The sequence below is a fragment of the Iningainema tapete BLCC-T55 genome, from assembly GCF_014698965.1.
GTDB lineage: Bacteria > Cyanobacteriota > Cyanobacteriia > Cyanobacteriales > Nostocaceae > Iningainema > Iningainema tapete.
In genome coordinates, this window is the sequence record NZ_JACXAE010000126.1 from 162,908 (window position 1) to 184,031 (window position 21,124).

General features: G+C 40.3%; 17 protein-coding genes. 13 read left to right on the forward strand and 4 right to left on the reverse strand.

The window, feature by feature from the left end; all coding sequences use genetic code 11:
* Positions 1-220 precede the first annotated feature (220 nt).
* On the forward strand, positions 221-1,876 hold the full coding sequence (locus ICL16_RS41760) for a metallophosphoesterase family protein (RefSeq protein ID WP_190838241.1): 1,656 nt from the start codon (positions 221-223) through the stop codon (positions 1,874-1,876).
* Here the strand turns inward: ICL16_RS41760 and ICL16_RS41765 are convergent.
* On the reverse strand, positions 1,863-2,108 hold the full coding sequence (locus ICL16_RS41765; protein WP_190838015.1) for a DUF7219 family protein: 246 nt from the start codon (positions 2,106-2,108) through the stop codon (positions 1,863-1,865). The two genes, ICL16_RS41760 and ICL16_RS41765, sit on opposite strands and share 14 nt — an antisense overlap.
* A gap of 286 nt (positions 2,109-2,394) precedes the next feature.
* Between ICL16_RS41765 and ICL16_RS41770 the strand changes: the two genes are divergently transcribed.
* Genes ICL16_RS41770 through pstB form a run of 5 tightly spaced genes read left to right on the forward strand, consistent with a single transcriptional unit; the run spans position 2,395 to position 7,227 of the window.
* Entirely contained in the window at positions 2,395-3,480 is a 1,086-nt protein-coding gene (locus tag ICL16_RS41770) for a sulfate ABC transporter substrate-binding protein (RefSeq protein WP_420485339.1), read from the forward strand.
* A 29-nt stretch (positions 3,481-3,509) separates the two neighbouring features.
* Complete coding sequence (locus ICL16_RS41775) at positions 3,510-4,508, forward strand: PstS family phosphate ABC transporter substrate-binding protein (RefSeq protein WP_190838019.1); 999 nt, start codon at positions 3,510-3,512, stop codon at positions 4,506-4,508.
* Positions 4,509-4,526: 18 nt separating this feature from the next.
* The gene (gene pstC / locus ICL16_RS41780) at positions 4,527-5,468 is read left to right on the forward strand and encodes a phosphate ABC transporter permease subunit PstC (protein ID WP_190838021.1); all 942 of its coding nucleotides are present in this window, start codon (positions 4,527-4,529) and stop codon (positions 5,466-5,468) included.
* Between the two features lie 5 nt (positions 5,469-5,473).
* Entirely contained in the window at positions 5,474-6,364 is an 891-nt protein-coding gene (gene pstA, locus ICL16_RS41785; protein ID WP_190838023.1) for a phosphate ABC transporter permease PstA, read from the forward strand.
* Positions 6,365-6,393: 29 nt separating this feature from the next.
* Positions 6,394-7,227, forward strand: coding sequence for a phosphate ABC transporter ATP-binding protein PstB (pstB, locus tag ICL16_RS41790; protein WP_190838026.1), 834 nt, complete (start codon positions 6,394-6,396; stop codon positions 7,225-7,227).
* A gap of 59 nt (positions 7,228-7,286) precedes the next feature.
* On the opposite strand, the gene ICL16_RS41795 is transcribed toward pstB, so the two are convergent.
* Positions 7,287-8,603, reverse strand: a complete 1,317-nt coding sequence (locus tag ICL16_RS41795) for a YncE family protein (RefSeq protein ID WP_190838028.1) — start codon at positions 8,601-8,603, stop codon at positions 7,287-7,289.
* 431 nt (positions 8,604-9,034) lie between these two features.
* The gene (locus ICL16_RS41800; RefSeq protein WP_190838243.1) at positions 9,035-10,165 is read right to left on the reverse strand and encodes a sulfate ABC transporter substrate-binding protein; all 1,131 of its coding nucleotides are present in this window, start codon (positions 10,163-10,165) and stop codon (positions 9,035-9,037) included.
* A 461-nt stretch (positions 10,166-10,626) separates the two neighbouring features.
* On the opposite strand from ICL16_RS41800, the gene ICL16_RS41805 reads away from it, so the two are divergent.
* From ICL16_RS41805 to ICL16_RS41825, 5 genes are all read left to right on the forward strand, one after another.
* Positions 10,627-12,102 (forward strand): FAD-binding domain-containing protein, encoded by a 1,476-nt coding sequence (locus tag ICL16_RS41805; protein ID WP_190838031.1) that lies wholly within the window; start codon positions 10,627-10,629, stop codon positions 12,100-12,102.
* Between the two features lie 535 nt (positions 12,103-12,637).
* The gene (locus ICL16_RS41810) at positions 12,638-13,612 is read left to right on the forward strand and encodes a decaprenyl-phosphate phosphoribosyltransferase (RefSeq protein WP_190838033.1); all 975 of its coding nucleotides are present in this window, start codon (positions 12,638-12,640) and stop codon (positions 13,610-13,612) included.
* Between the two features lie 6 nt (positions 13,613-13,618).
* Positions 13,619-14,212, forward strand: a complete 594-nt coding sequence (locus ICL16_RS41815) for a YqeG family HAD IIIA-type phosphatase (protein WP_190838035.1) — start codon at positions 13,619-13,621, stop codon at positions 14,210-14,212.
* Positions 14,213-14,246: 34 nt separating this feature from the next.
* Complete coding sequence (locus tag ICL16_RS41820; RefSeq protein WP_190838037.1) at positions 14,247-14,585, forward strand: SMR family transporter; 339 nt, start codon at positions 14,247-14,249, stop codon at positions 14,583-14,585.
* 25 nt (positions 14,586-14,610) lie between these two features.
* A complete protein-coding gene (locus ICL16_RS41825; protein WP_190838039.1) occupies positions 14,611-16,146 on the forward strand; it encodes a glycosyltransferase family 39 protein in 1,536 nt (511 codons plus the stop codon).
* 89 nt (positions 16,147-16,235) lie between these two features.
* Here the strand turns inward: ICL16_RS41825 and ICL16_RS41830 are convergent, their stop codons facing one another.
* Positions 16,236-17,186 carry an NAD-dependent epimerase/dehydratase family protein gene (locus ICL16_RS41830; protein WP_190838041.1) on the reverse strand — a complete coding sequence of 317 codons (951 nt, stop codon included), beginning with the start codon at positions 17,184-17,186 and terminating at the stop codon, positions 16,236-16,238.
* Positions 17,187-17,531: 345 nt separating this feature from the next.
* On the opposite strand from ICL16_RS41830, the gene purD reads away from it, so the two are divergent.
* Together purD and nblS are read left to right on the forward strand one after the other, a co-directional pair.
* On the forward strand, positions 17,532-18,809 hold the full coding sequence (gene purD, locus ICL16_RS41835; protein ID WP_190838043.1) for a phosphoribosylamine--glycine ligase: 1,278 nt from the start codon (positions 17,532-17,534) through the stop codon (positions 18,807-18,809).
* 310 nt (positions 18,810-19,119) lie between these two features.
* Positions 19,120-21,051, forward strand: coding sequence for a two-component system sensor histidine kinase NblS (gene nblS, locus ICL16_RS41840; RefSeq protein WP_190838046.1), 1,932 nt, complete (start codon positions 19,120-19,122; stop codon positions 21,049-21,051).
* The last annotated feature ends 73 nt before the right edge of the window (positions 21,052-21,124 follow it).

Here is a 21,124-nt window from a genome sequence, read left to right on the forward strand (position 1 = left end):
TTCGCGTCTCTACAAAGACATCTGTGAAAAAATGTGTAGAGACGTTCCGCCGGAACGTCTCTACAATGGAAATGACAATTGTATGCTGGTGCAAGAGCGGAAAATTTTAGGTATTCCTGTGGCAAAACTGATCAAATCTTTTTTCACAAATAAGCGACGCTGGGTACTCCTAGTTCTAGTTGTGATTGCAGTTGTTACAGCATGTACGGCTCCTCCATTTATGCGCACAGCTCCAGAAGTTGTACTTTTGAGTGAGCCATTTTTGCAGTTACCAACAAAAGACTCAGTACGAGTCGCTTGGTTTACTGAGTTTGCAGGTAAACAGCATACGGTTGCCTATGGAGAAGGTTTAAGTCAAACTGTGACTGCAACTACTACAAAATTGAGTCGTGTACGAGAAGACCAAAACTCTAGAGTAGGAAAACAAACTCAGGATGGGCAAATTTACAAAAAACCTACAGAGCGAAAAATCTGGAAACATGAGGCTATTGTTACTGGGTTAAATCAAAGCAAAGTTGCTTATCGCGTTACAAGTGTGCGCGAAGATGGTAAAAATGTCAGCAGCAAAACGTACACCCTTGCACCTACGCCTAGTCAAGGCACACCAACGAAAATTCTACTGACTTCTGACCATCAACTCAAGCCGATGGTGGCGACAAATATGCAAAAAGTAGTGGAGACAGTGGGGCAAGTAGATGCTGTTTTCCTGGCGGGCGATTTGATTAATATTAGCGATCGCGCCAGTGAGTGGTTTGATGATAATAGTGGCGGTGCTTTTTTCCCATGTTTGCAGGGGCGGGGAAACTTCAAAATCAAAGACACTGTTTATAAAGGGGGCGAGTTGATTCAGTACGCTCCCTTATTTACAGCGATTGGCAACCACGAGGTGATGGGACGATTTTCCACGGAAAGCTCTTTGGGCGATCAATTTGATAATTCGTTTCCGCGTACTGTAATAATGAAGAGTCAAAATATCCCAGATACAACTGCACGCTTAAAGTGGCTCAAGGATAATTCTTTTAATACAGATACCTACGAAGAAATTCTGACTCTACCCCAAAGCAAAGAAGGTGGCGAACAATACTATGCTGTCACTTTTGGTGATATTCGCTTAGTCGTACTTCACGCTTCTAACATGTGGCGAACTCCAAATCTGGATGCAAATGCTAGGGGTAAGTACCGCGAAAGAGATAAAGATTTGAATATAAGTGAGAATTGGGGTTATGGGCAGCTGATTTTTGAGCCAATTAGCAAAGGTAGTACTCAGTATAACTGGCTATTGCAAGAACTTAGCAGTCCTGAGTTTACAAAAGCTAAGTATAAAATTGTGATGCTGCATTATCCACCTCATTCTCTGGGCGATAATATTGTGCCAGCTTATACTGACCCAGTACAGAGTGTTGAACGCGATCGCTCAGGTAAGATCAACTCTATCCGCTACGAGTACCCTCTTCAATCAGATTACCTCATCCGCGACGTTGAACCACTATTAGAAAAAGCTGGTGTACAGCTAGTTTTCTACGGACATTCGCATCTCTGGAATCGCTTTGCCAGTAAAAGTGGAATGCACTTTTTAGAAACTTCTAACGTTGGCAACTCTTATGGTGCATTCTATAACGACAAGCAACGTCCTGTACCAACCAACTATAAAGAAAAATATATCAAATCTGGCGATCCAAATCGATTAGAACCAGTAATGCCCACAATTTCCCCGCTCAAAGGTGAAGATGGTAAGTCATTGCCATATATTGCCAGTAATGACATCACTGCCTTTAGTATCTTCGATACAGGAACTGGCACAGTTACGAGTTATCGCTTCGACACAAGAGAGCCAAATTCACAGGTAGTCAAGTTTGATGAGTTTAAATTGAAGTAGAAGGTTTTTCACCAATTCCTAGTTGAATTCTGCTGTTGTCTAGCTGCTCCCAAAGATTTTTAATTAGTTGATACGCTTCTTCCGAAGAGAGCTTTCCTCTTGTCTCTAAAGCACTAATGTAGCCCACACGTTGTGAAAATTCCTGCAAGTTGGCATTAAATACCAACCTTTCTGGCTTTACTTGACCACGGTAGGAACTTCGGGGATACAGAAAATCATCGCGGTTGATCATTGTCAGTTGGGTTTAGAAGTAATGGGATCTATGGCTTTAAGTTACTCTATTCCCAATATAAGCGTCATGTGTATTTTAACCGATAAGCTGGCTATTGCATTCTACCATACATCCCTAGAAATTACATCTCATTAATCTAATTGTTAAGAAAGGTTAAGTGTCAAGGAGAACTATTGTTCTCATGAGAGTGGATACTCTACAATACTTATAAATACGGTAGATTGCTCAAGACACCGTAGAATCAGGGGAATCATCTATGAGCGAGTGGGAAGCTTTGACAAAATTCATGAAAATTTGGCAGGCTAGAGAACTTTTATCTCGACGAGTAGTGAGAAGTTGGTTGAATACTCGTGTGCAAAAGTTTGTGTGTTTATTTTTGATTAGCACGGTTTTGAGTGTGGCGATCGCTGCCTGTGGAAGTAGTTCGGCGTCTAAATCTGATGTTAAGCTCAGACTAGTTTCCTTTTCTGTAACAAAAGCAGCTCACGACCAAATAATTCCCTTCTTTGTGTCCAAGTGGAAGAAAGAACACAACCAAACCGTGACTTTTGAACGTAGTTATGGAGGTTCTGGCGCTCAAGCAGCTAGTATCATTGCCGGGAAACAACAAGCCGATATAGTACACCTCGCACTTTCCCTAGATGTGAACAAAATTGAGCAAGCCGGTTTGATTAAATCTGGGTGGGAAAATAGAGTGCCAAGAAATGGTATCGTTAGTCGGTCAGTAGCCGCAATAGTTACCCGTGAAGGTAACCCCAAAGGGATCAAGACTTGGGCAGACTTAGCGAAAGATGGCGTGAAATTGATAGCTGCTAACCCAAAAACTTCTGGGATTGGAAACTGGGAATTCTTAGCTTTTTGGGGATCTGTGACGCAAACAGGCGGTGACGAGGCAACAGCGACAGATTATGTCACCAAAGTTTATAAAAATACCACTACTTTAACAAAAGATGCCCGCGAAGCCAGCGATTTATTTTTCCTCAAAAACGAGGGAGATGTCTTAATTAACTACGAAAATGAGGTAATTTTAGCAGAAAAAACTGGAACAAAGTTACCATATGTAGTACCACAAGTCAATATTTCTATCGACAACCCTGTAGCGGTGGTAGATAAAAATGTAGATCAACATGGTAATCGAGAAGTAGCACAAGCATTTGTTGATTTTCTGTACTCAACAGAAGCCCAACGCGAATTCGCAAAATTGAGATATCGTCCTGTCAACCCTACCGTCACTCAAGAAGTGGTAACACAATATCCCAAAATCGAAACCTTGTTTACATCTCAAGATTTAGGGGGCTGGGATAATATCCAGAAAAAGTTTTTTGTAGACGGAGCAATTTTTGACAAAGTTCTGGCAAATAGTAAGGCATAAATCCATTTGGGATTGGAGATTTTGGAGTTATGACTTTTATCAATTGGCTGAAAAATAGCCTTATTTTCACATCTTTGATTTTGATTCCTTACAGTCTTACAGCTTGTAGCAATAAAGGAAATCACGAGCAAGTAAGCATTGATGGTGCTGCGGTAGGTTTTCCTATTTCTTTAGCGGTTACAGAAGAATACCGTAGGGTAGAACCAGCAGCTATGGTAAGTGTAGCTTCAAGTGGAACTGGAGGAGGTATTAGTAAGTTTTGTGCTGGCGAAATTGATATTGTCGGTGCTTCTCGTACCATTAGAGACGAAGAAATAACCAGATGTAAAAAAAAGAAAATTGAATTTGTAGAGTTACCAATTGCATTAGATGGAATTGCTGTTATTGTTAACCGTCAAAATAATTTTGCCAAATGTTTAACTATTAAAGAGTTTAACAAGATTTGGAATTCTAAATCAGATGGCAAAGTATTGAGTTGGAACCAAGTTAATCCTAAATTTCCTAATCAGAAACTAAAGCTGTACGCTCCGGCTTCTGATACAGGAACTTTTGATTATTTCACTCAAGCTGTGACAGGCAAAGCTAAAAATAGTCGTACAGATTATACTCCTAGCCACAACCAAAATACGCTTGTTCAAGGCGTAGCGGGTGATACATATTCTCTGGGTTATGTGGGTATTTCTTACTACATTCAAAACCAAGAAAGACTCAATCTAGTTGCTGTCGAAAGTCCTACAGGTAAGTGTGAAAAACCTGTTCCTGTAGATAATGTAGTGAAAAATGTTTATACTCCTTTGTCTCGTCCCCTCTTTATCTATGTCAGTAAAAAATCTCTGGATAGCAAACCCTCGGTAAAAGAATATGTCAATTTCTATTTAGAAAATTCTTGGAAATGGGTAGATAGTGTTGGTTATGTAGCGCTACCAGATGAGGCTTACGTTAAGGTAAAACAAAAGTTTGCTAAAGGTGAAACTGGAACAAAATTCAAAAAAGCAAAACCAGGGCAGCCAATTACAAATTTCATTTAATAGAGAAAATTTGGTTTTATGCAAAATGTAAATCATTCCGTTCATCTTTATCCACCATCTACGCGCACACTAGATAAAAATGCATCTGAAGATATTCAAGAAAAGGTAGTGGCGGCACTTTTATTGTGTTGTGGTTTGGTTTCTGTATTTACTACCTTCGGAATTGTCATAATTATCTTTCAGGTAACATTTGAGTTTTTTCAAGAAGTTTCCTTGGCTGATTTCTTTCTGGATACTAAATGGACTCCTCTATTTGCAGAAAGGCACTTTGGCGTTTGGCCATTGATTAACGGTACTGTATTGACTACAGTTATTGCTATGGCAGTGGCGATTCCGTTGGGTTTATGTTCTGCTATTTATTTGAGTGAATATGCCCAACCTAAAGTAGCAGCAATTTTACGTCCTGCGGTGGAACTTTTGGCAGGAATACCCACGGTAGTATATGGCTATTTCGCACTGTTGTTTGTCACACCTGTGCTGCGGAGTTTTTTGCCCTTAGAAATTTTCAACGCTTTAAGTGCTGGATTAATGATGGGTGTGATGATTACACCTACAGTCGGCTCTATCAGCTTAGATGCAATCAAAGCCGTACCGCGTTCTTTACGGGAAGGAGCTTACGCTTTAGGTATCACGAAACTGGAAGCAATTTTTAAAGTTGTTCTCCCTGCAGCACTTTCTGGAATTACTGCTTCGATTATTTTGGGAATTTCCCGTGCTGTAGGTGAAACTATGACTGTTGTAATCGCTGCTGGGCAACAGCCGAAACTGACAGTTAACCTAATGGAGTCAGTAGAAACAATGACAGCTTATATGGCGCAAATTTCCGGCGGAGATAGTCCGCGAGGCAGTCTTAATTTCAAGACTTTATACGCTGTAGGTGCTGTTTTGTTTTTACTGACTTTAGCTTTGAACATTGTTAGTTATTGGATTTCTAATCGCTTTAAAGAAAAATACGATTAAAAAGTATGGCTACAACTTATCAAAGAGATTTAGAAGCAACAGAATTTACTGACAATATTGACAGGAGAGAAACCTTAGGGAAGGTATTTGAAATTATCTTTTTACTAGGGTTGTTAATAGGTTTATTTGTCTTAGCTTTGCTAGTTTTTGATATTTGCCGAGATGGATTGGTGAGATTTTTAACACCTGGATTTTTAACAGAAACTCCTTCTCGTTTTCCTGAGGAAGGGGGTATCCGTCCTGCTATTGTCAGTAGTATTCTGTTAGGAATTATTGTGATTGCAGTTGCTGTACCAATTGGTGTGGGATCGGCTTTATACTTGGAAGAATACGCACCTAAAACTTGGTGGACAGCAATTATTGAGATTAACATCAGTAATCTAGCCGGAGTTCCTTCTATTGTCTACGGATTGCTGGGTTTAGGTGTTTTTAATTATTTGCTAGGTTTTGGTCCTGCTTTGATTTCTGGCGCGTTGACTTTATCTTTGCTATCTTTACCCGTCATTATTGTGACATCTAGAGAAGCAATTCGCTCTGTTCCTGATTCTCTAAGAAATGCTTCTTATGGTTTAGGTGTGACTAAATGGCGAACGATCAGAAGTCATGTTTTACCTTATGCTGTTCCTGGTATTTTGACCGGAGTGATTATTTCTGTATCCCGCGCCATTGGTGATGCAGCAAGTCTGATTGTGGTTGGTGCTGTAAGTTTTCTCACTTTTAACCCTGGTTTGTTTGAGCGATATATGGCATTACCCATCCAAATTTTTAGTTATATTACTCGTCCTGAACCGGGTTTTGCTAATGCAGCAGCAGCAACAATTATCGCGCTGATTCTCTTGATTTTGATTCTTAATGGTGTAGCAATTTATGTTCGTCAGCGCTTTTCAGTTATTTAGTAGGAATTTGAAAATAAGGGGTGGAGAAAATGACTTATAGCAACAGAAGAAGTAATCTAAGTGATACTACTAATTTCAACACACAAGATAAGGCAGTGTTTGATGTTGAAGGAGTGAAGGTTTTCTATAACGGATTTTTAGCACTTGTAGATGTGTACATGAAAATTCCGGAAAAACAAATAATTGCTTTTATTGGACCTTCAGGTTGTGGTAAAAGTACTTTACTCCGTTGCTTTAACAGGATGAATGATTTGATTCCTGGAGCGAAGGTTGAAGGTAAGCTAAATTATCGCGATCGCAACATCTATGATGACACAATCAATTCGGTAAAATTGCGCCGACAAGTAGGAATGGTTTTTCAAAGACCAAATCCTTTTCCCAAGTCAATATACGAAAATATCACATTTGGCCCTCGTGCCAATGGTTATCAAGGTAATCTTGATGAATTAGTAGAAGATTCCCTCAGACGTGCGGCAATTTGGGATGAAGTTAAAGATAAACTGAAATCAAAGGGTACAGCTTTATCTGGTGGACAACAACAACGACTTTGCATAGCACGAGCGATCGCCATGAAACCAGATGTTTTATTGATGGATGAACCCTGCTCTGCTCTCGATCCAATTTCTACCCGTCAAGTAGAAGAACTTTGCTTGGAACTCAAAGAGCAATATACCATCATCATGGTAACTCATAACATGCAACAAGCTTCAAGAGTTGCCGATTGGACAGCATTTTTCAATACAGAAACCGATACTCACGGTAAACGACGGGGAAAATTAGTCGAACTAAGTCCTACAGAACAAATTTTCAGTTCTCCACAAACTAAAGAAGCTGAAGAATACATCAGTGGGCGCTTCGGTTAAAGGAAACATATACATCTGGGCGGGCTAGAAGCCCACCCCACAATTGTTAAATTACAGTTCTACTTACGCACAGCTAGGGCATGGAAATCACCAATGTTATTCCCATTTACAACGTTATCGAATCTATATAGATAAGCGGGTTTACCATCCTTCCCGTCATTTTTAACTTGCACAACCCCCACTCCAGGAAAAATACCTACACTGTTGAAAAATGCTGGATCATTTCCTGAAATAGGAAAAGGACCACGCTGTGTGATAAAAGCCACCTCCTCAGAAGGTGATATCCCGATCAAATCGGGTGTAGGATCGGGACCTAAGACTGTATCTGCCAAATCAATCAGATTAACTGCGCGGACTTTGTCCGATCCTTCAATGTTTGGATCAAAGGGGTTGGGCTTGATTTCATGTACTGTAATGGTATTAGATGCACGGTTAAGTTGCCACAAGTATTTTCCACCAAGTACTTCCACACCGTGGACATCATTACCGGATTGAGGAACTTTGATAAAGGCTGGACGAGTTGAGGGATTTTCGAGCAGAGACTTGTGATCATAAATATACACGAAATCAGTTGTCTCCGGGTTAGCATTGCCTGCGTTAGTGATGAAGCTGTTGCCAAATTGGTAGCCAACCAGTCCATTGAAGGTAGTTTCCGTACTATTGTAAACATGAGCTACAGTCAACGTTTCTGCATTGACGATCGCCACACCACCACTGGCAAAAGTGACATAAACCCATTTACCTGTATCATCAATCTGAGCAACCACTGGTTGAGCAGTTTGAGTTCCTAAAGCTTGCCGCGTATTATCATCAAATGACAAGGTTTCAACCTTGGTAAATATTTCACCTACAGGCGCTTCATAATTCGTGTAAATCTTATGAATTCTTTGCCCTGGGGTATCTGCAACATACACATATTTATTGTCTGATGAGATGTAAACGGCATGAGAGTTATTTCCTGGAGCAACCACATCGACAACTTGACGTGTATTAGCATCAATTGCGTATACTTGACCTGAACTAGCATGTCCGACAATCGCATGTGTAGCACCTTTATTAAAAGTAATCCAGTGAGGTTTTGAACCTGGAGCAAAACCATTTTTGACAGCATTGGCAGCCAAATTAATTTGGTCAATCTTGGCTTTACCTTGAATAAAGTTTTGATCGTTACCAGACAGAACAAAGAGATTTCCACCCAAAGGAGTGCCATCAAGAGAATCTGCTTGATCGATAGCCCAAACCTCATAAGCGGATGAATTGCTTGATCTTGCTAAAGCTACTGGAGAAAATCCTCCTTGAAATGGTAGGGAAACTTGAGTAAATAAAACCCAAGCAATCCCAACAAAAAACAAGCTGACAATAAAAAACTTTTTCATCTTTATCACCTTGCAGAATCTAGGCACTTAGCCAGTATTTTTATTTCTGAATAGACAATATTCACCCAAATCCCAGACATTGATATAACAACTAAGCTGCTCGACCAATTTCTGTAGCTTCAGGAATTTCAATTCATTTCCCGGTCTTGACATCGTAGATATAGCCACGCCAAAGCTGGATCGCCATGAATTTGATTTATTTGCGGGTATTAGGTACTATTAGCCTATAGGTTTACCGTAGTTTTGAACTCTATACGACAGTTTGTCATACTTAAGTGTGAAAAGCAAGAATATATGTATAAGTTTTCGCTAAATAAAAATAATGTAGAGACGTTACATGTAACGTCTCTACAAAATATGACGTTATATATAACGTCTGTAAAGAAAATGTGGTTTTTAACAGTCGATGCACGTATTAGCCAGCATTAACCTTATCTAGCACTAGTTTGGACAGAGCGTAGAATCTTAGCAAAAATGGCGTCATCACTAAAAAACTTGTTTTGAATGACACCCCAACCGCCGTAGTCATTGGTTGTTGCCACTTTAACTACAGGGTATTTGTCAACAAACTCTTTTTGTTGCGCTACACCAGAAACAACAGATCGATAACCTGTTTTGGCAAATATTTGTTGAGCTTCTGGACTGTACAAATACTGAATGAATGCTTGTGCTACCTCACGAGTGCCATGCTTGTCCACATTTTTATCGACAATAGCCACTGGGTTATCAATGGAAAAATTGACATCAGGCACTATGTATGGTAACTTCTCACCATTTAAAGTTTTCAAAATTACTTCATTTTCGTATGTGAGTAAAGCATCTCCTTTACGCCCTTTGAAAAAGGTATCCGTTGCCTCACGGGCACTTTCAGGCAAGAGCGGAACATTTTTATAGATGTTAGTGACAAACTCTAATGCCTTAGACTCATTAGCTCCGCCTTTGATTGCTGCATTCCATAATGCTAAGAAGTTCCAGCGGGCGCTACCAGATGTGATCGGGTTAGGGGTAATTACAGTGACTCCTTTTTTCGTCAAATCTGTCCATGTTTTAATACCTTTGGGATTACCATTACGAGTCACAATTGCGGCTACAGATTTGCTAACGATGCTGTTGTTAGGAAACTCTTTTTCCCAACCAGGTTGAATTAATCCTGCCTCTACAATCTTTTGCACATCTGGAGCAAGGGATAGATGCACTACATCAGCTTCTAGCCCGGATTCAATCACCCGAAGAGATTGAGCCGCAGATGCGCCATAACTCTCTTTAAAGGTGACGTTTTGGTTACGTTCTTTTTTCCACTTTTCTACAAACTTAGGAATAATCTTTTCGTGAACAGCTTTCGTCACCGAGAAGGAAACCAGGTTGATTTCAATATTCTTCTGTTGAGCTATTAAACTTCCGTTAGGAACAGAATTACTAGCTCCTAGTGTGTTACTGCTACTTGCGGCATAGGCAGCAAATACCAAACTCAGGCTTAAACTTACAAAGAATAGAGGTATAAAACCTGTCAAAGTTCTCAAGTTTAATCTGCCCAGAGATAGTTGCCGTTGCCACCTTTTCATCATTCGTAAAGCTGAAAAAAGAACCGTCCCATCAAGATTGCGGTTTATATTCCTGCTCACTACACTCCTCCTATCAAAATCTGTAGTGGTTGTTGATTTTTGTGCCAGTAATTACGCTTTCGCTATGATTGCTCTAGTATTTTATACTGTATTCTAAAGTATTTACCGTAGTTTATTTGTTAATACGACTTAATAAAGCTCAAAGTCACATAAATACAAGCGGTTGAGCACTAATTGCCAGGTGTCCTTGAGGACTGAGCAACTTCCTTCCACCACCCAAAATAATATTTTCAAAATCATCAGGGTTACCCGATCTCAGTACTCAGGTAGAGGTGCAAGATCTGAGATTACAAAATTTTTAATTGGTTCGTAGTAAGCGGCTCTAGCCCTAAATTAAGCACGAAGCGTGCTTACTACAAGTAGAATTTAAGCTAGTACAATCGAACTATACTAAGGATGGAATGTCTGACTTAATTCTATTTTGGCATCGACGCGATTTACGTGTGTCTGATAATACAGGACTCGCAGCAGGCAGAGAGCGAAGTGCAAAGGTTGTGGGTGTGTTTTGCCTAGACCCGAATATTTTGGAACGGGATGATGTGGCAAGTGTTAGAGTAACATACATGATCGGCTGTTTGCAGTCACTACAACAACGATATACTCAAGCAGGTAGCCAATTATTAATACTTCACGCCAATCCGATTCAAGCAATTCCCAAGTTAGCGGCGGCACTGAATGCCCAAGCTGTATTCTGGAATTGGGATGTAGAACCGTACTCCCAAGAACGCGATCGCGCTGTGATCGAAGCACTTACTGAAAAAGGCATCCAGTTTATCGAGAAAAACTGGGATCAAATATTACACGCACCAGAAGAGATCCGCACAGGTTCAAACAATCCTTACACAGTTTACACACCATTTTGGAAAAATTGGATCAGCAAACCAAAACCAACCCCTGTAGAGACGTTACATGTAACGTCTCTACAAAAAAATCTGGAGGGATTAACTGCAGCCGAACAAGAAATCGCGGGGCAAGCCGGGGCGATTGAATTACCACAAGCAAAAGATTTAGGATTTCATTGGCAAGGGGAATTAGTCATTGCACCAGGGGAGACGGCAGCGCAAGAAAAGTTAGAGGAATTTTGCTATCGTGCGATCGCCGAATATAAAGAACAGCGCAATTTCCCGGCAGTAAATGGTACATCACAATTAAGTGCGGCGTTGAAATTTGGCGTCATTAGTATTCGCACTGTTTGGCAAGCTACCATAGATGCACTACAAAACAGCAGATCCGAAGAAACAGACACAAGTATCCGTACATGGCAACAGGAAATTGCGTGGCGAGAATTTTATCAACATGCCATGTATAACTTTCCCGAACTAGCAGAGGGTGCTTTCCGTGACGCTTTCAAAAACTTCCCTTGGGAAAATAACTCTGAACATTTTCAAGCTTGGTGTGAAGGTAAAACGGGCTACCCTATAGTTGATGCAGCAATGCGCCAAATGAATGAAATTGGCTGGATGCACAACCGCTGTCGGATGATTGTTGCCAATTTCCTCACCAAGGACTTGCTGATTAATCCCCAGTTGGGAGAAAAATACTTCATGCAGAAATTAATTGATGGCGATTTATCTGCCAATAACGGTGGTTGGCAGTGGAGCGCTTCTAGCGGAATGGATCCTAAACCAGTGCGGATTTTCAACCCAGCAAGTCAAGCGCAAAAGTTTGATCCAGAAGGAGAGTACATTCGCACATGGGTGAGTGAATTGCGATCGCTCGACACAGAATATTTAGTTACTGGTAAAATCTCGCCCTTAGAGTGCCACGCTTTAGGCTACCCTGAGCCAATAGTAGAACATAAACAACAGCAACGGCAGTTTAAAGAACGCTATCAGCAGCAAAAAGCTGTCAGGGGAGAAGTGCCGGAGTTAGGTTAGTTAGTGAGCCAAGCAACCCGACTTTTTCGAGAAGTCGGGTTTCTTGTGGCAAATACAGTCATCAATGTGAAGTATACGTAAAATACAACAATTAATTAAGGTAAATATTTGAAGAGTAGGTAAAAAATTTAGAAACGTTGATTCACATGTAGTATGATACTTTCTAAGTGTAGCAAAAGTGTCAAATCTTTTGACACATGAAAATACAGGGCGACTTCATACTACCGTAGAATAATACAAATTAAGTGGGCAGGAAATGATGACTTAGCAAATTTTACTAAGTCAAAAATCATGGCTAACTATATCATCATGCAATTTACCAAGTAAACAACAATTTAAACAGTGGGTGAAGACAAAATACGCTTTTCCGAGGAATCACTTAAAGCTTGATTAAAGTTACTCTTTTATTCTCCTAAAAGCAAATAAAAGTCACTAATATCAAAATCATAGTATGATTACTCGGCTTACAAGACTTTCTGTAAAGTCTTGCAGCGATATTATGTTTTTTACCTTGAAATAAATTCACCGGAAGCAAATGGACTCCCGACAAATGACTCATGCCAAAAAGTCTGTAGGTTTTAGTACGACAACACTAGCACACGTAACTGCTCTGCGACCCAGACAGTGGACAAAAAATCTAGTGGTATTTGCTGCACCCTTATTTGCTTTTAACATCAGTTTGCAAACTTTAGTAGGTAGTTTGCTAGCGCTCATACTATTTTGTGGTGCTTCAAGTGGTTTCTATTTAATTAATGACATTGCAGATGTAGAATCAGACCGTCAACATCCAGTAAAATGTCGGCGTCCGATCGCTGCTGGATTGGTAAGTATACCAGCAGCATTTACAATGGCGTTGGTTTTGTTAGGCGGTGCTTTGGCTGTGAGCTGGTTGCATTCTCCAGCCTTGGGCGCAACTATTAGCGCTTACGCCATATTGCAAGTAGCCTATAATTTACGGCTCAAACGGGTAGTAATTTTGGATATCGGGGCAATTGCTGCTGGATTTGTATTGAGAGCTTATGCTGGTGCTGCTGCCACAAACATTGTCTTATCACCTTGGTTTGTACTCTGTACTGGAATGCTGGCACTGTTCTTAGCAATTGAGAAACGCAAAGCAGAATTGCGATTGGTACAATCTAAAGGTACAAAGCCTCGTGCTGTGCTCAAACGCTACTCATTGTCACTATTAAGTCGGATGGAAAATGTCGTCACTACAGGTACAGTCTTATCTTATGCTCTTTGGAGTTCCGGACCAGTAGTGCGAGGAGCATCAACTTCTTGGATGCTATTAACCTTACCTTTTGTAATTTATGGAATTTTTAGCTATCAGCTATTGAGCGATCCTCAAGAGATTGCAAGTTATGAGGATAGCGACATTGAAAAAGGTGGACGTAGTGAACGCCCAGAAGAAGTATTGTTGAAAGATAAATCAATTCTATTTACTGTCTTTGGTTGGGTAATTACTTGCTTTGCAATTCTTTGGCTAAAACAGCAGGGAATAATTGAGTAAAGCGCCATGAGAAAAATAGTTAAGCCGCTTACCACTTGGTTGCGCTTGCTCATCCAAGGAAATAATAAACCAGGGTTTAAGAATAATCCTTACAAATTACCGAAAAGAGCATACACTCTAGCAAGCTTAAAAATTGATTGGCTGAAAACTTGTAGGATTCAAGGAATAATTCTCGATTTAGACAATACTATTGTGTCGGAAGATGACCGTTATTTATCTCCTGGTGCAGAAGATTGGATTAAACAAGCAAAACTAGCTGGATTAAAATTTTTTATTCTTTCCAATGGTAAACGTAGTTATCGAGTAAAATATTGGTCAAGTCGTCTCGATATACCCGCCCTCAGCCCAGCAAAAAAACCTTTTCCATCTGCATTTAAAAAAGCAATGGCTCACATGCAACTTCAACCACAACAAGTAGTCGTGATTGGTGATGGTTTACATACAGATGTGTTTGGAGCATGGCTTTGTGGATGTTGTAGTATTCAAGTAGCTACCCTGCCTCATCCGTTACGATGGTGGGAAAAACTAGGAGGAAAATGGGTACAAACGCCTTATCCCAAAGGAGGCGAACTTTGGAACTTTGATGCTACTGAATACTAGTAGTAAATCTAAATTATGGAGGTAAATTAAGAGTATGAGTACCCAACTTGTGTTTAGCTTACTAATTTTATTGACAGTGGCGCTGAATACTGGTGCTCAAACTTTTTTAAAATTAGGCTCAGGTCAAAATCCTATCAATATTTATTTATTAGGTGGGATTATTTTGTATGGGATCAGTACAATATTTTACATTTTGGTTTTAGGCAAGTTTAATTTATCAGTGGCATACCCAGTAGTAATTGGATTAACAATTGTAGCAACTACAATCGCCGGAACTATTATTCTCAAAGAAAAAGTATCACTTTCTCAGTGGATGGGATTGGGGCTACTGATTAGTGGAATTTGGGCGATCGCGAGCGCGAAAAATAATTGACAGAGATTCAAAAGGGTTTTTGTAAATGAAGATTAGTAACATCTACAGAAAAAATCAAATTTATCTAAACGTATTTATTTTCTTTTGTTCCTTATTTGCCTTAACTAATAGTGGATTTGATAATTCTGAAGGATTATTCCACTATCAAGTTGCAGTGCAACTTATCAAGCATGGAAAGTTAGGTTTTGATACTTTACCAGAAGGTATCTTTCAACTAGCCCCAAACGGCAGAGCATATGCGGGGCATGAAATTGGTAATACACTTTTTCTACTACCAACAGCATTTATCAACGTACTAATAGAAAATTTTTTTTCTAAATTCGTCAGTACAGAAACTATAGAAAAGCTGCAACAATTTATCTTATCGTTTCAGGCTGGAGTATATTCTTCTGTCACAGCTACCACCTTATTTGCCATCCTGAGAACAGGATTTTCAATCTCCACAATCCCCAGCTTTATCGTAACTCTATGTTTAACGCTGACAACCTACTTCTGGATTTATGCTCGCAACTTATTTGACGGAGTTTTGTGTAGTACACTGCTAACATTATCTTTCTTTTTCTTAATAAGGTATCGCCAAAAAAATAACCTGTGGTTGCTTTTTAGCTGTTTTATTTGCTTAGGCTTCGGATTAATTACTCGATTATCGATGATATTAGCTATTCTGGTTTCTTTTGTTTACTTGATTACCATTCGTCGTTCCTTAGCAGTAAAATTTAGGGAAATTACACTGACATTAATAACACTTTTACCATTTTTGATTTGGCAATGTTGGTACAACTATCTACGTACCGGAATCTTTTATAAATCTCCTGTGCAAACAGCAGTTTACGCTGACAATAATGCATTAGATGGCAACATCGTAGTAGGAATAACAGGCTTGCTTCTCAGCCCTGGTAAAAGTTTGTTGATTTACGCTCCTTTACTAATTTTGTCTGTATTTCTCTTTAAGAAATTTTACAGAGAACACCACAAAGAAGCGATATACACAGCTGCACTTTTCATCCTCTGGTTATTACTTCACGCCAGGTTAAGAAGCTGGTATGGTGGATGGGGATGGGGTCCACGTCACTTCATTACTATCCTACCCATTATATTCCTACCCTTTGCAGTCAACATAGAGTATATCCTGAAAAAGATAACTTTAAAAATTTCCGCTATCCTTCTGAGCAGCTTTGGTTTTCTGCTCACACTGTCGGCAATTATATCTAATTGGCACTTCCGGATGATGTATGCTAACCAACAAGGTCGGCTCACTGATAGTATATTTATCTGGGGTATATGGAATAGCCAATCAGTAGATATGCTTAAAGCTGCATTCAGCAATATCGTGCGCATACTTACCAATACACCAGTAACCACAACCTTAAATACCTATTCACAAGCAAACGTCTATGCCAGCAGTACTTTAAATATCTGGGTTAACTCTTTGATCTATGCTGGTATTCCTTGGTATGCAGCAATAACTTTAGCATTCCCTCCTGTGATCTTAATGTATTGGTCATTACGAAATATCCTTCGCTGTGAAATCAACTTATTGCCAAAAGCTAAACATTGCTAATTTACAGTAGAAAAATTTAGGCAAAGACGCTGTAGAGACACGAAATTTCGCGTCTCTACATTTTTGCGTTTCTACGTGAGGCGCAAAAATCAACAATACAAAGACTTAACCCAGTACCATTCCTGAGTTAACCCGTCTCGCAAAGAAACTTGGGGCTGATAACCCAAAATCTTCCGCGCCTTAGATACATCAGCAGCAGTATGACGGGCGTCTCCCATTGCTTTTTCAACGTGGTTTCTTTTGATTGTGCGCCCAACAATTTCTTCCATCGTCTCTAAGACTTGTGATAAAACCACTCTGCTACCACCACCAATGTTAAAGATTTCTCCCACGGCTTGAGATTCTCTAGCTGCAGCTAAGTTAGCGGCGACAACATCACCTACAAATGTAAAGTCCCTTGTTTGCTCTCCATCGCCATAGATGGGAATTGCTTCATCTTGTAAAATCGATTTGAAAAATTTATGAAATGCCATGTCTGGGCGCTGTCTGGGACCATAAACGCTAAAATAGCGCAATGCGACAAAAGGGACGCCAAAGTTTTTGTGATACAGCCCACACAACCGCTCGGCTGCTAGCTTGGTAATACCGTAAGGTGAAACAGGCTGAGGGCAAATTTCCTCATTGGTAGGTAAGGTTTCGGCATCACCATATACACTAGAGGTAGAGGCAAATACTAATCTTTTCAGGTTTTTAGCGTCCTTTGCCGCTTCTAGTAAAACTTGCGTCGCGTTAATGTTTCGTTCGGTATAAGCACGAAAACTTTTACCCCAACTTGCTCTTACCCCAGCTTGTGCTGCTTGATGGTAAACTACGTCAACAGAATCTAACAGTGCCTGCCAGTCTAACAACTGAATGTCTCCCTCAATTAATGTAAATTGAGGATGGTTGTGTAGGTGTGCAATATTTTTACGTTTTAAGCCAGTATCGTAGTAATCGTTGAATTCATCAATGCCGATGACTTCTTCTCCTTGTTTTAACAATGTGTCTACTAGGTTAGAACCAATGAACCCTGCGGCTCCTGTAACAATACTTTTAGTCATGATTCCTTTTTGTGGTTATTTTTATCAATCTCAATATTCAAAGGTTAATCCTTAGATCGTAGTAACCGCCATTACTTTGGAAATATTTTTTTGGAAAAACCATATTTACCTGAAATTACTGATAGTACTGCTTTTTAGTGCAGATATTTGATCAATTTTAAGTATAAATATTTAAATTTAATAGTAAAAATGATACTCTAAATAATAGTAACCTTTGGGAATACTTGAGAGCGATCGCATATCATAGGAATCCGGTTTGATTCTTAAACTTACCACTTGCGTAAATATTGAAATTGGTGAAAAAATTGTAGCGCAAGCAGCCATCAAGAATGCTAGAGGTAATCAGTGAAAGTTTTAATTGTCGGGAATGGAGGGCGAGAACACGCTATTGCTTGGAAATTGTTGCAATCTAAGCAAATAGAAAAGGTTTTTTGTGCGCCGGGAAATGGGGGTACGGTTAGTTTGGAAAATTGCCAAAACCTGTCTAGTGAAGTGAATGACTTTGAAAGTATCAGTCAATTTGCACGAGCCGAAGCCATTAATCTCGTGGTTGTTGGACCAGAAGTGCCTTTAGCAAATGGTATTACAGATTACCTCCATGCACAAGGTGTGATGGTTTTTGGTCCCACCAGAGCGGGAGCGCAGATTGAGGCAAGTAAGGCTTGGGCAAAAGCTCTGATGCAAGAAGCAGGAATTCCCACAGCCAAAGCTGCGGTTTTTACGGATGTAGCAGCAGCAAAATCCTACGTAAAATCACAGGGTGCGCCAATTGTTGTTAAAGCCGATGGTTTAGCTGCAGGCAAGGGTGTAATAGTTGCTGAAACAGTGGAAAAAGCGCAGGCAGCAGTAGAGGCGATTTTTCAGGGGCAGTTTGGCAGTGCTGGAAAATTTGTCGTGATTGAAGAGTTTTTGACAGGGCAAGAGGTTTCTGTTTTAGCACTGTGTGATGGAATCACAATTCGTCCATTACTACCAGCCCAGGATCATAAGCGGATTGGAGAGGGCGATACTGGAGAAAATACTGGTGGAATGGGTGCTTATGCCCCAGCACCCATTGCCACTCCTACATTGATGGCACAAGTTCAAACACAAGTTTTTGATCGCGCAGTTGCTACCCTTAGAGCTAAAGGCATTGATTATCGAGGCGTGCTGTACGCTGGTTTAATGATTAGTCCTGAAGGTGAGTTTAAGGTTTTGGAATTTAACTGTCGTTTTGGCGATCCAGAAACCCAGGTGATCTTACCACTGTTGGAAACACCTTTAGAAGAGTTGATGTTGGCATGCGTACAGCAACGTTTAGCCGAAATGCCTCCCATTGCTTGGAAATCTGGGGCTGCTGCTACCGTTGTTGCTGCTTCTGGTGGTTATCCTGGTGTTTATGAAAAGTCCAAGGTGATTACTGGTATAGATTCGGCTCTGGCATTAGGTGCAGTTGTATTTCATGCTGGAACTAAGTTAGGACAACAATTGGTCACTGATGGCGGTCGAGTGTTAAATATTACTGGTGTAGGAGAAAATTTTGAGCAAGCTCTTGCCCAAGCATACGCTGCAGTAGAATGTATTCAGTTTGAAGGAATGTATTACCGACGAGATATTGGTCATCGGTTGAAGAAAATCGGTTAAGGGAATTCGGGAGAAATCCTCATGTAGGTTGGGTTGAGGAACGAAACCCAACAAAATCGACTAATTAATTAAGTTGGGTTTCGCCCTGCTCAACCCAACCTACGGGGCTTCGTATTAATAGCCCCACCCTTTGCTTGGTGTGGGCGGTCTTGCTCACATCTTTACCAGCGGCATCATTAGAAAAAATTTACCTAAATTATACTATATATAACTAGTATTTACTGGATTTTAAGTAAAGTTTTGTAAAACTTCAGAACAATAAAGTAATATTTAATCCAGATAAGTACCTTTATAACAACTTTTTATTAAGATGCTGGCTCTATTCAAAACAATTCGAGAAGCGATCGCACATTGGTGGAGTGAGTTCACTCTCCAAACCAAGCTTTTGGCTGTTGCTACTTTAGTCGTATCGTTAGTAATGAGTGGATTGACATTCTGGGCAATCAATACGATTCAGCAAGATGCACGTCTCAATGATACCCGCTTTGGTCGAGATCTCGGACTATTGCTTGCTGCCAACGTTGCGCCGTTAATTGCTGATAAAAATCTCACTTCTGTTGCTCAATTCTCCCAACGGTTCTACAGTAGTACATCAAGCGTGCGCTACATGCTTTATGCTGATGAAACTGGGAAAATCTTTTTTGGTATTCCCTTTTGGGAACCAGAGGTAGAAACTTCCCTCACCATTAAGCGACGGATACAACTGCCAGAAGATTACGCTGCTGATGTAGATAAACCAATGGTGCGACAACACCGCACACCAGATGGGGAAGTTACAGATGTTTTTGTTCCCCTAATAGTTGAAGGCAAAAACCTGGGTGTACTGGCGATAGGCATCAACCCCAACCCCGCTGCAGTCATCTCCACTAATTTCACTCGCGATATCACCATTGCTGTTTTTATTACCATCTGGGTAATGGTGATTTTAGCAGGGGTAATTAATGCTTTAACAATCACCAAGCCGATTAAAGAACTACTAGCGGGAGTCAAACAAATTGCCGCAGGGAATTTCAAGCAAAGAATTGACTTACCTTTGGGAGGAGAACTAGGAGAGTTAATTCTGAACTTTAATGAAATGGCAGAGCGTTTAGAGCGTTATGCAGAACAAAATATTGAGGAACTTACAGCAGAAAAAGCCAAGCTGGAAACTTTGGTTTCCACCATTGCCGATGGTGCTGTCTTAATAGATAACAATATGCAGGTGATTTTAGATAACCCTACAGCACGGCGAATTTTTGCTTGGGAAGGTGTTGATGTGGTGGGTAAGAATGTGTTGCATTACTTGCCCACAGCAGTACAAATGGAAATAACTCATCCCTTGTCAGAAATGGCAGCAGGCAAGTGTGAAAGCGCTGAATTTCGGATTACATTTAACCAACCCACCAAACGCACTATCCGTATTCTGTTAACTACAGTTCTCAACCAGCAACGCGAAAGTATCAAAGGTATTGCTATTACTGTACAGGATATCACTCGCGAGGTAGAACTCAACGAGGCAAAAAGCCAGTTTATCAGCAACGTTTCTCACGAATTGCGCACTCCTTTATTCAATATCAAATCCTTTATTGAAACTTTGCACGAGTATGGCGAAGACTTAAGCTCGGCACAACGGCAGGAGTTTTTGGAAACTGTCAATTATGAAACTGATCGACTTACCCGCTTGGTTAATGATGTTTTGGATTTGTCAAAACTCGAATCTGGTCGCCGTTACAATTTAGATGGGGTAGATTTGGGGCAAGCCATTGAGCAGACGTTGCGTACTTATCAACTTAATGCTCGGGATAAAGGAATTGAATTATTACAGGAAGTAGCCTCTAAATTGCCGTTAGTAGTGGGTAATTATGATTTGTTGCTACAAGTATTGGCTAATTTAGTTGGTAATGCCCTCAAGTTCACCCAAGCTGGTGGCAAAGTAGCAATTCGTGCCTATCAACTAGATTTACAGCATTCGGGCGATCGCACACAACAAGTACGAATAGAAATTTCCGATACCGGAATTGGTGTTGCCCCAGAAGATCAACATGCGATTTTTGATCGCTTCTTCCGCGTAGAAAACCGAGTACACACCCTAGAAGGTACGGGTTTGGGACTATCAATTGTCAGAAATATCATCGAAAAGCATCGCAGTCAAGTCCACGTAGTCAGCGAAGTTGGCGTTGGTACAACTTTTTGGTTTGACTTAGCCGTATTTGAAGAACCATCCCTTGCCCACACTATTTCTCAGGCTCAGCTTGGAAATTAGGTAGAGACGTTACATGTAAGTAACAAGGCATAAGTTTGTAGTAAGCGCTTAAGCGCTTAAAACCTTTGCCTTG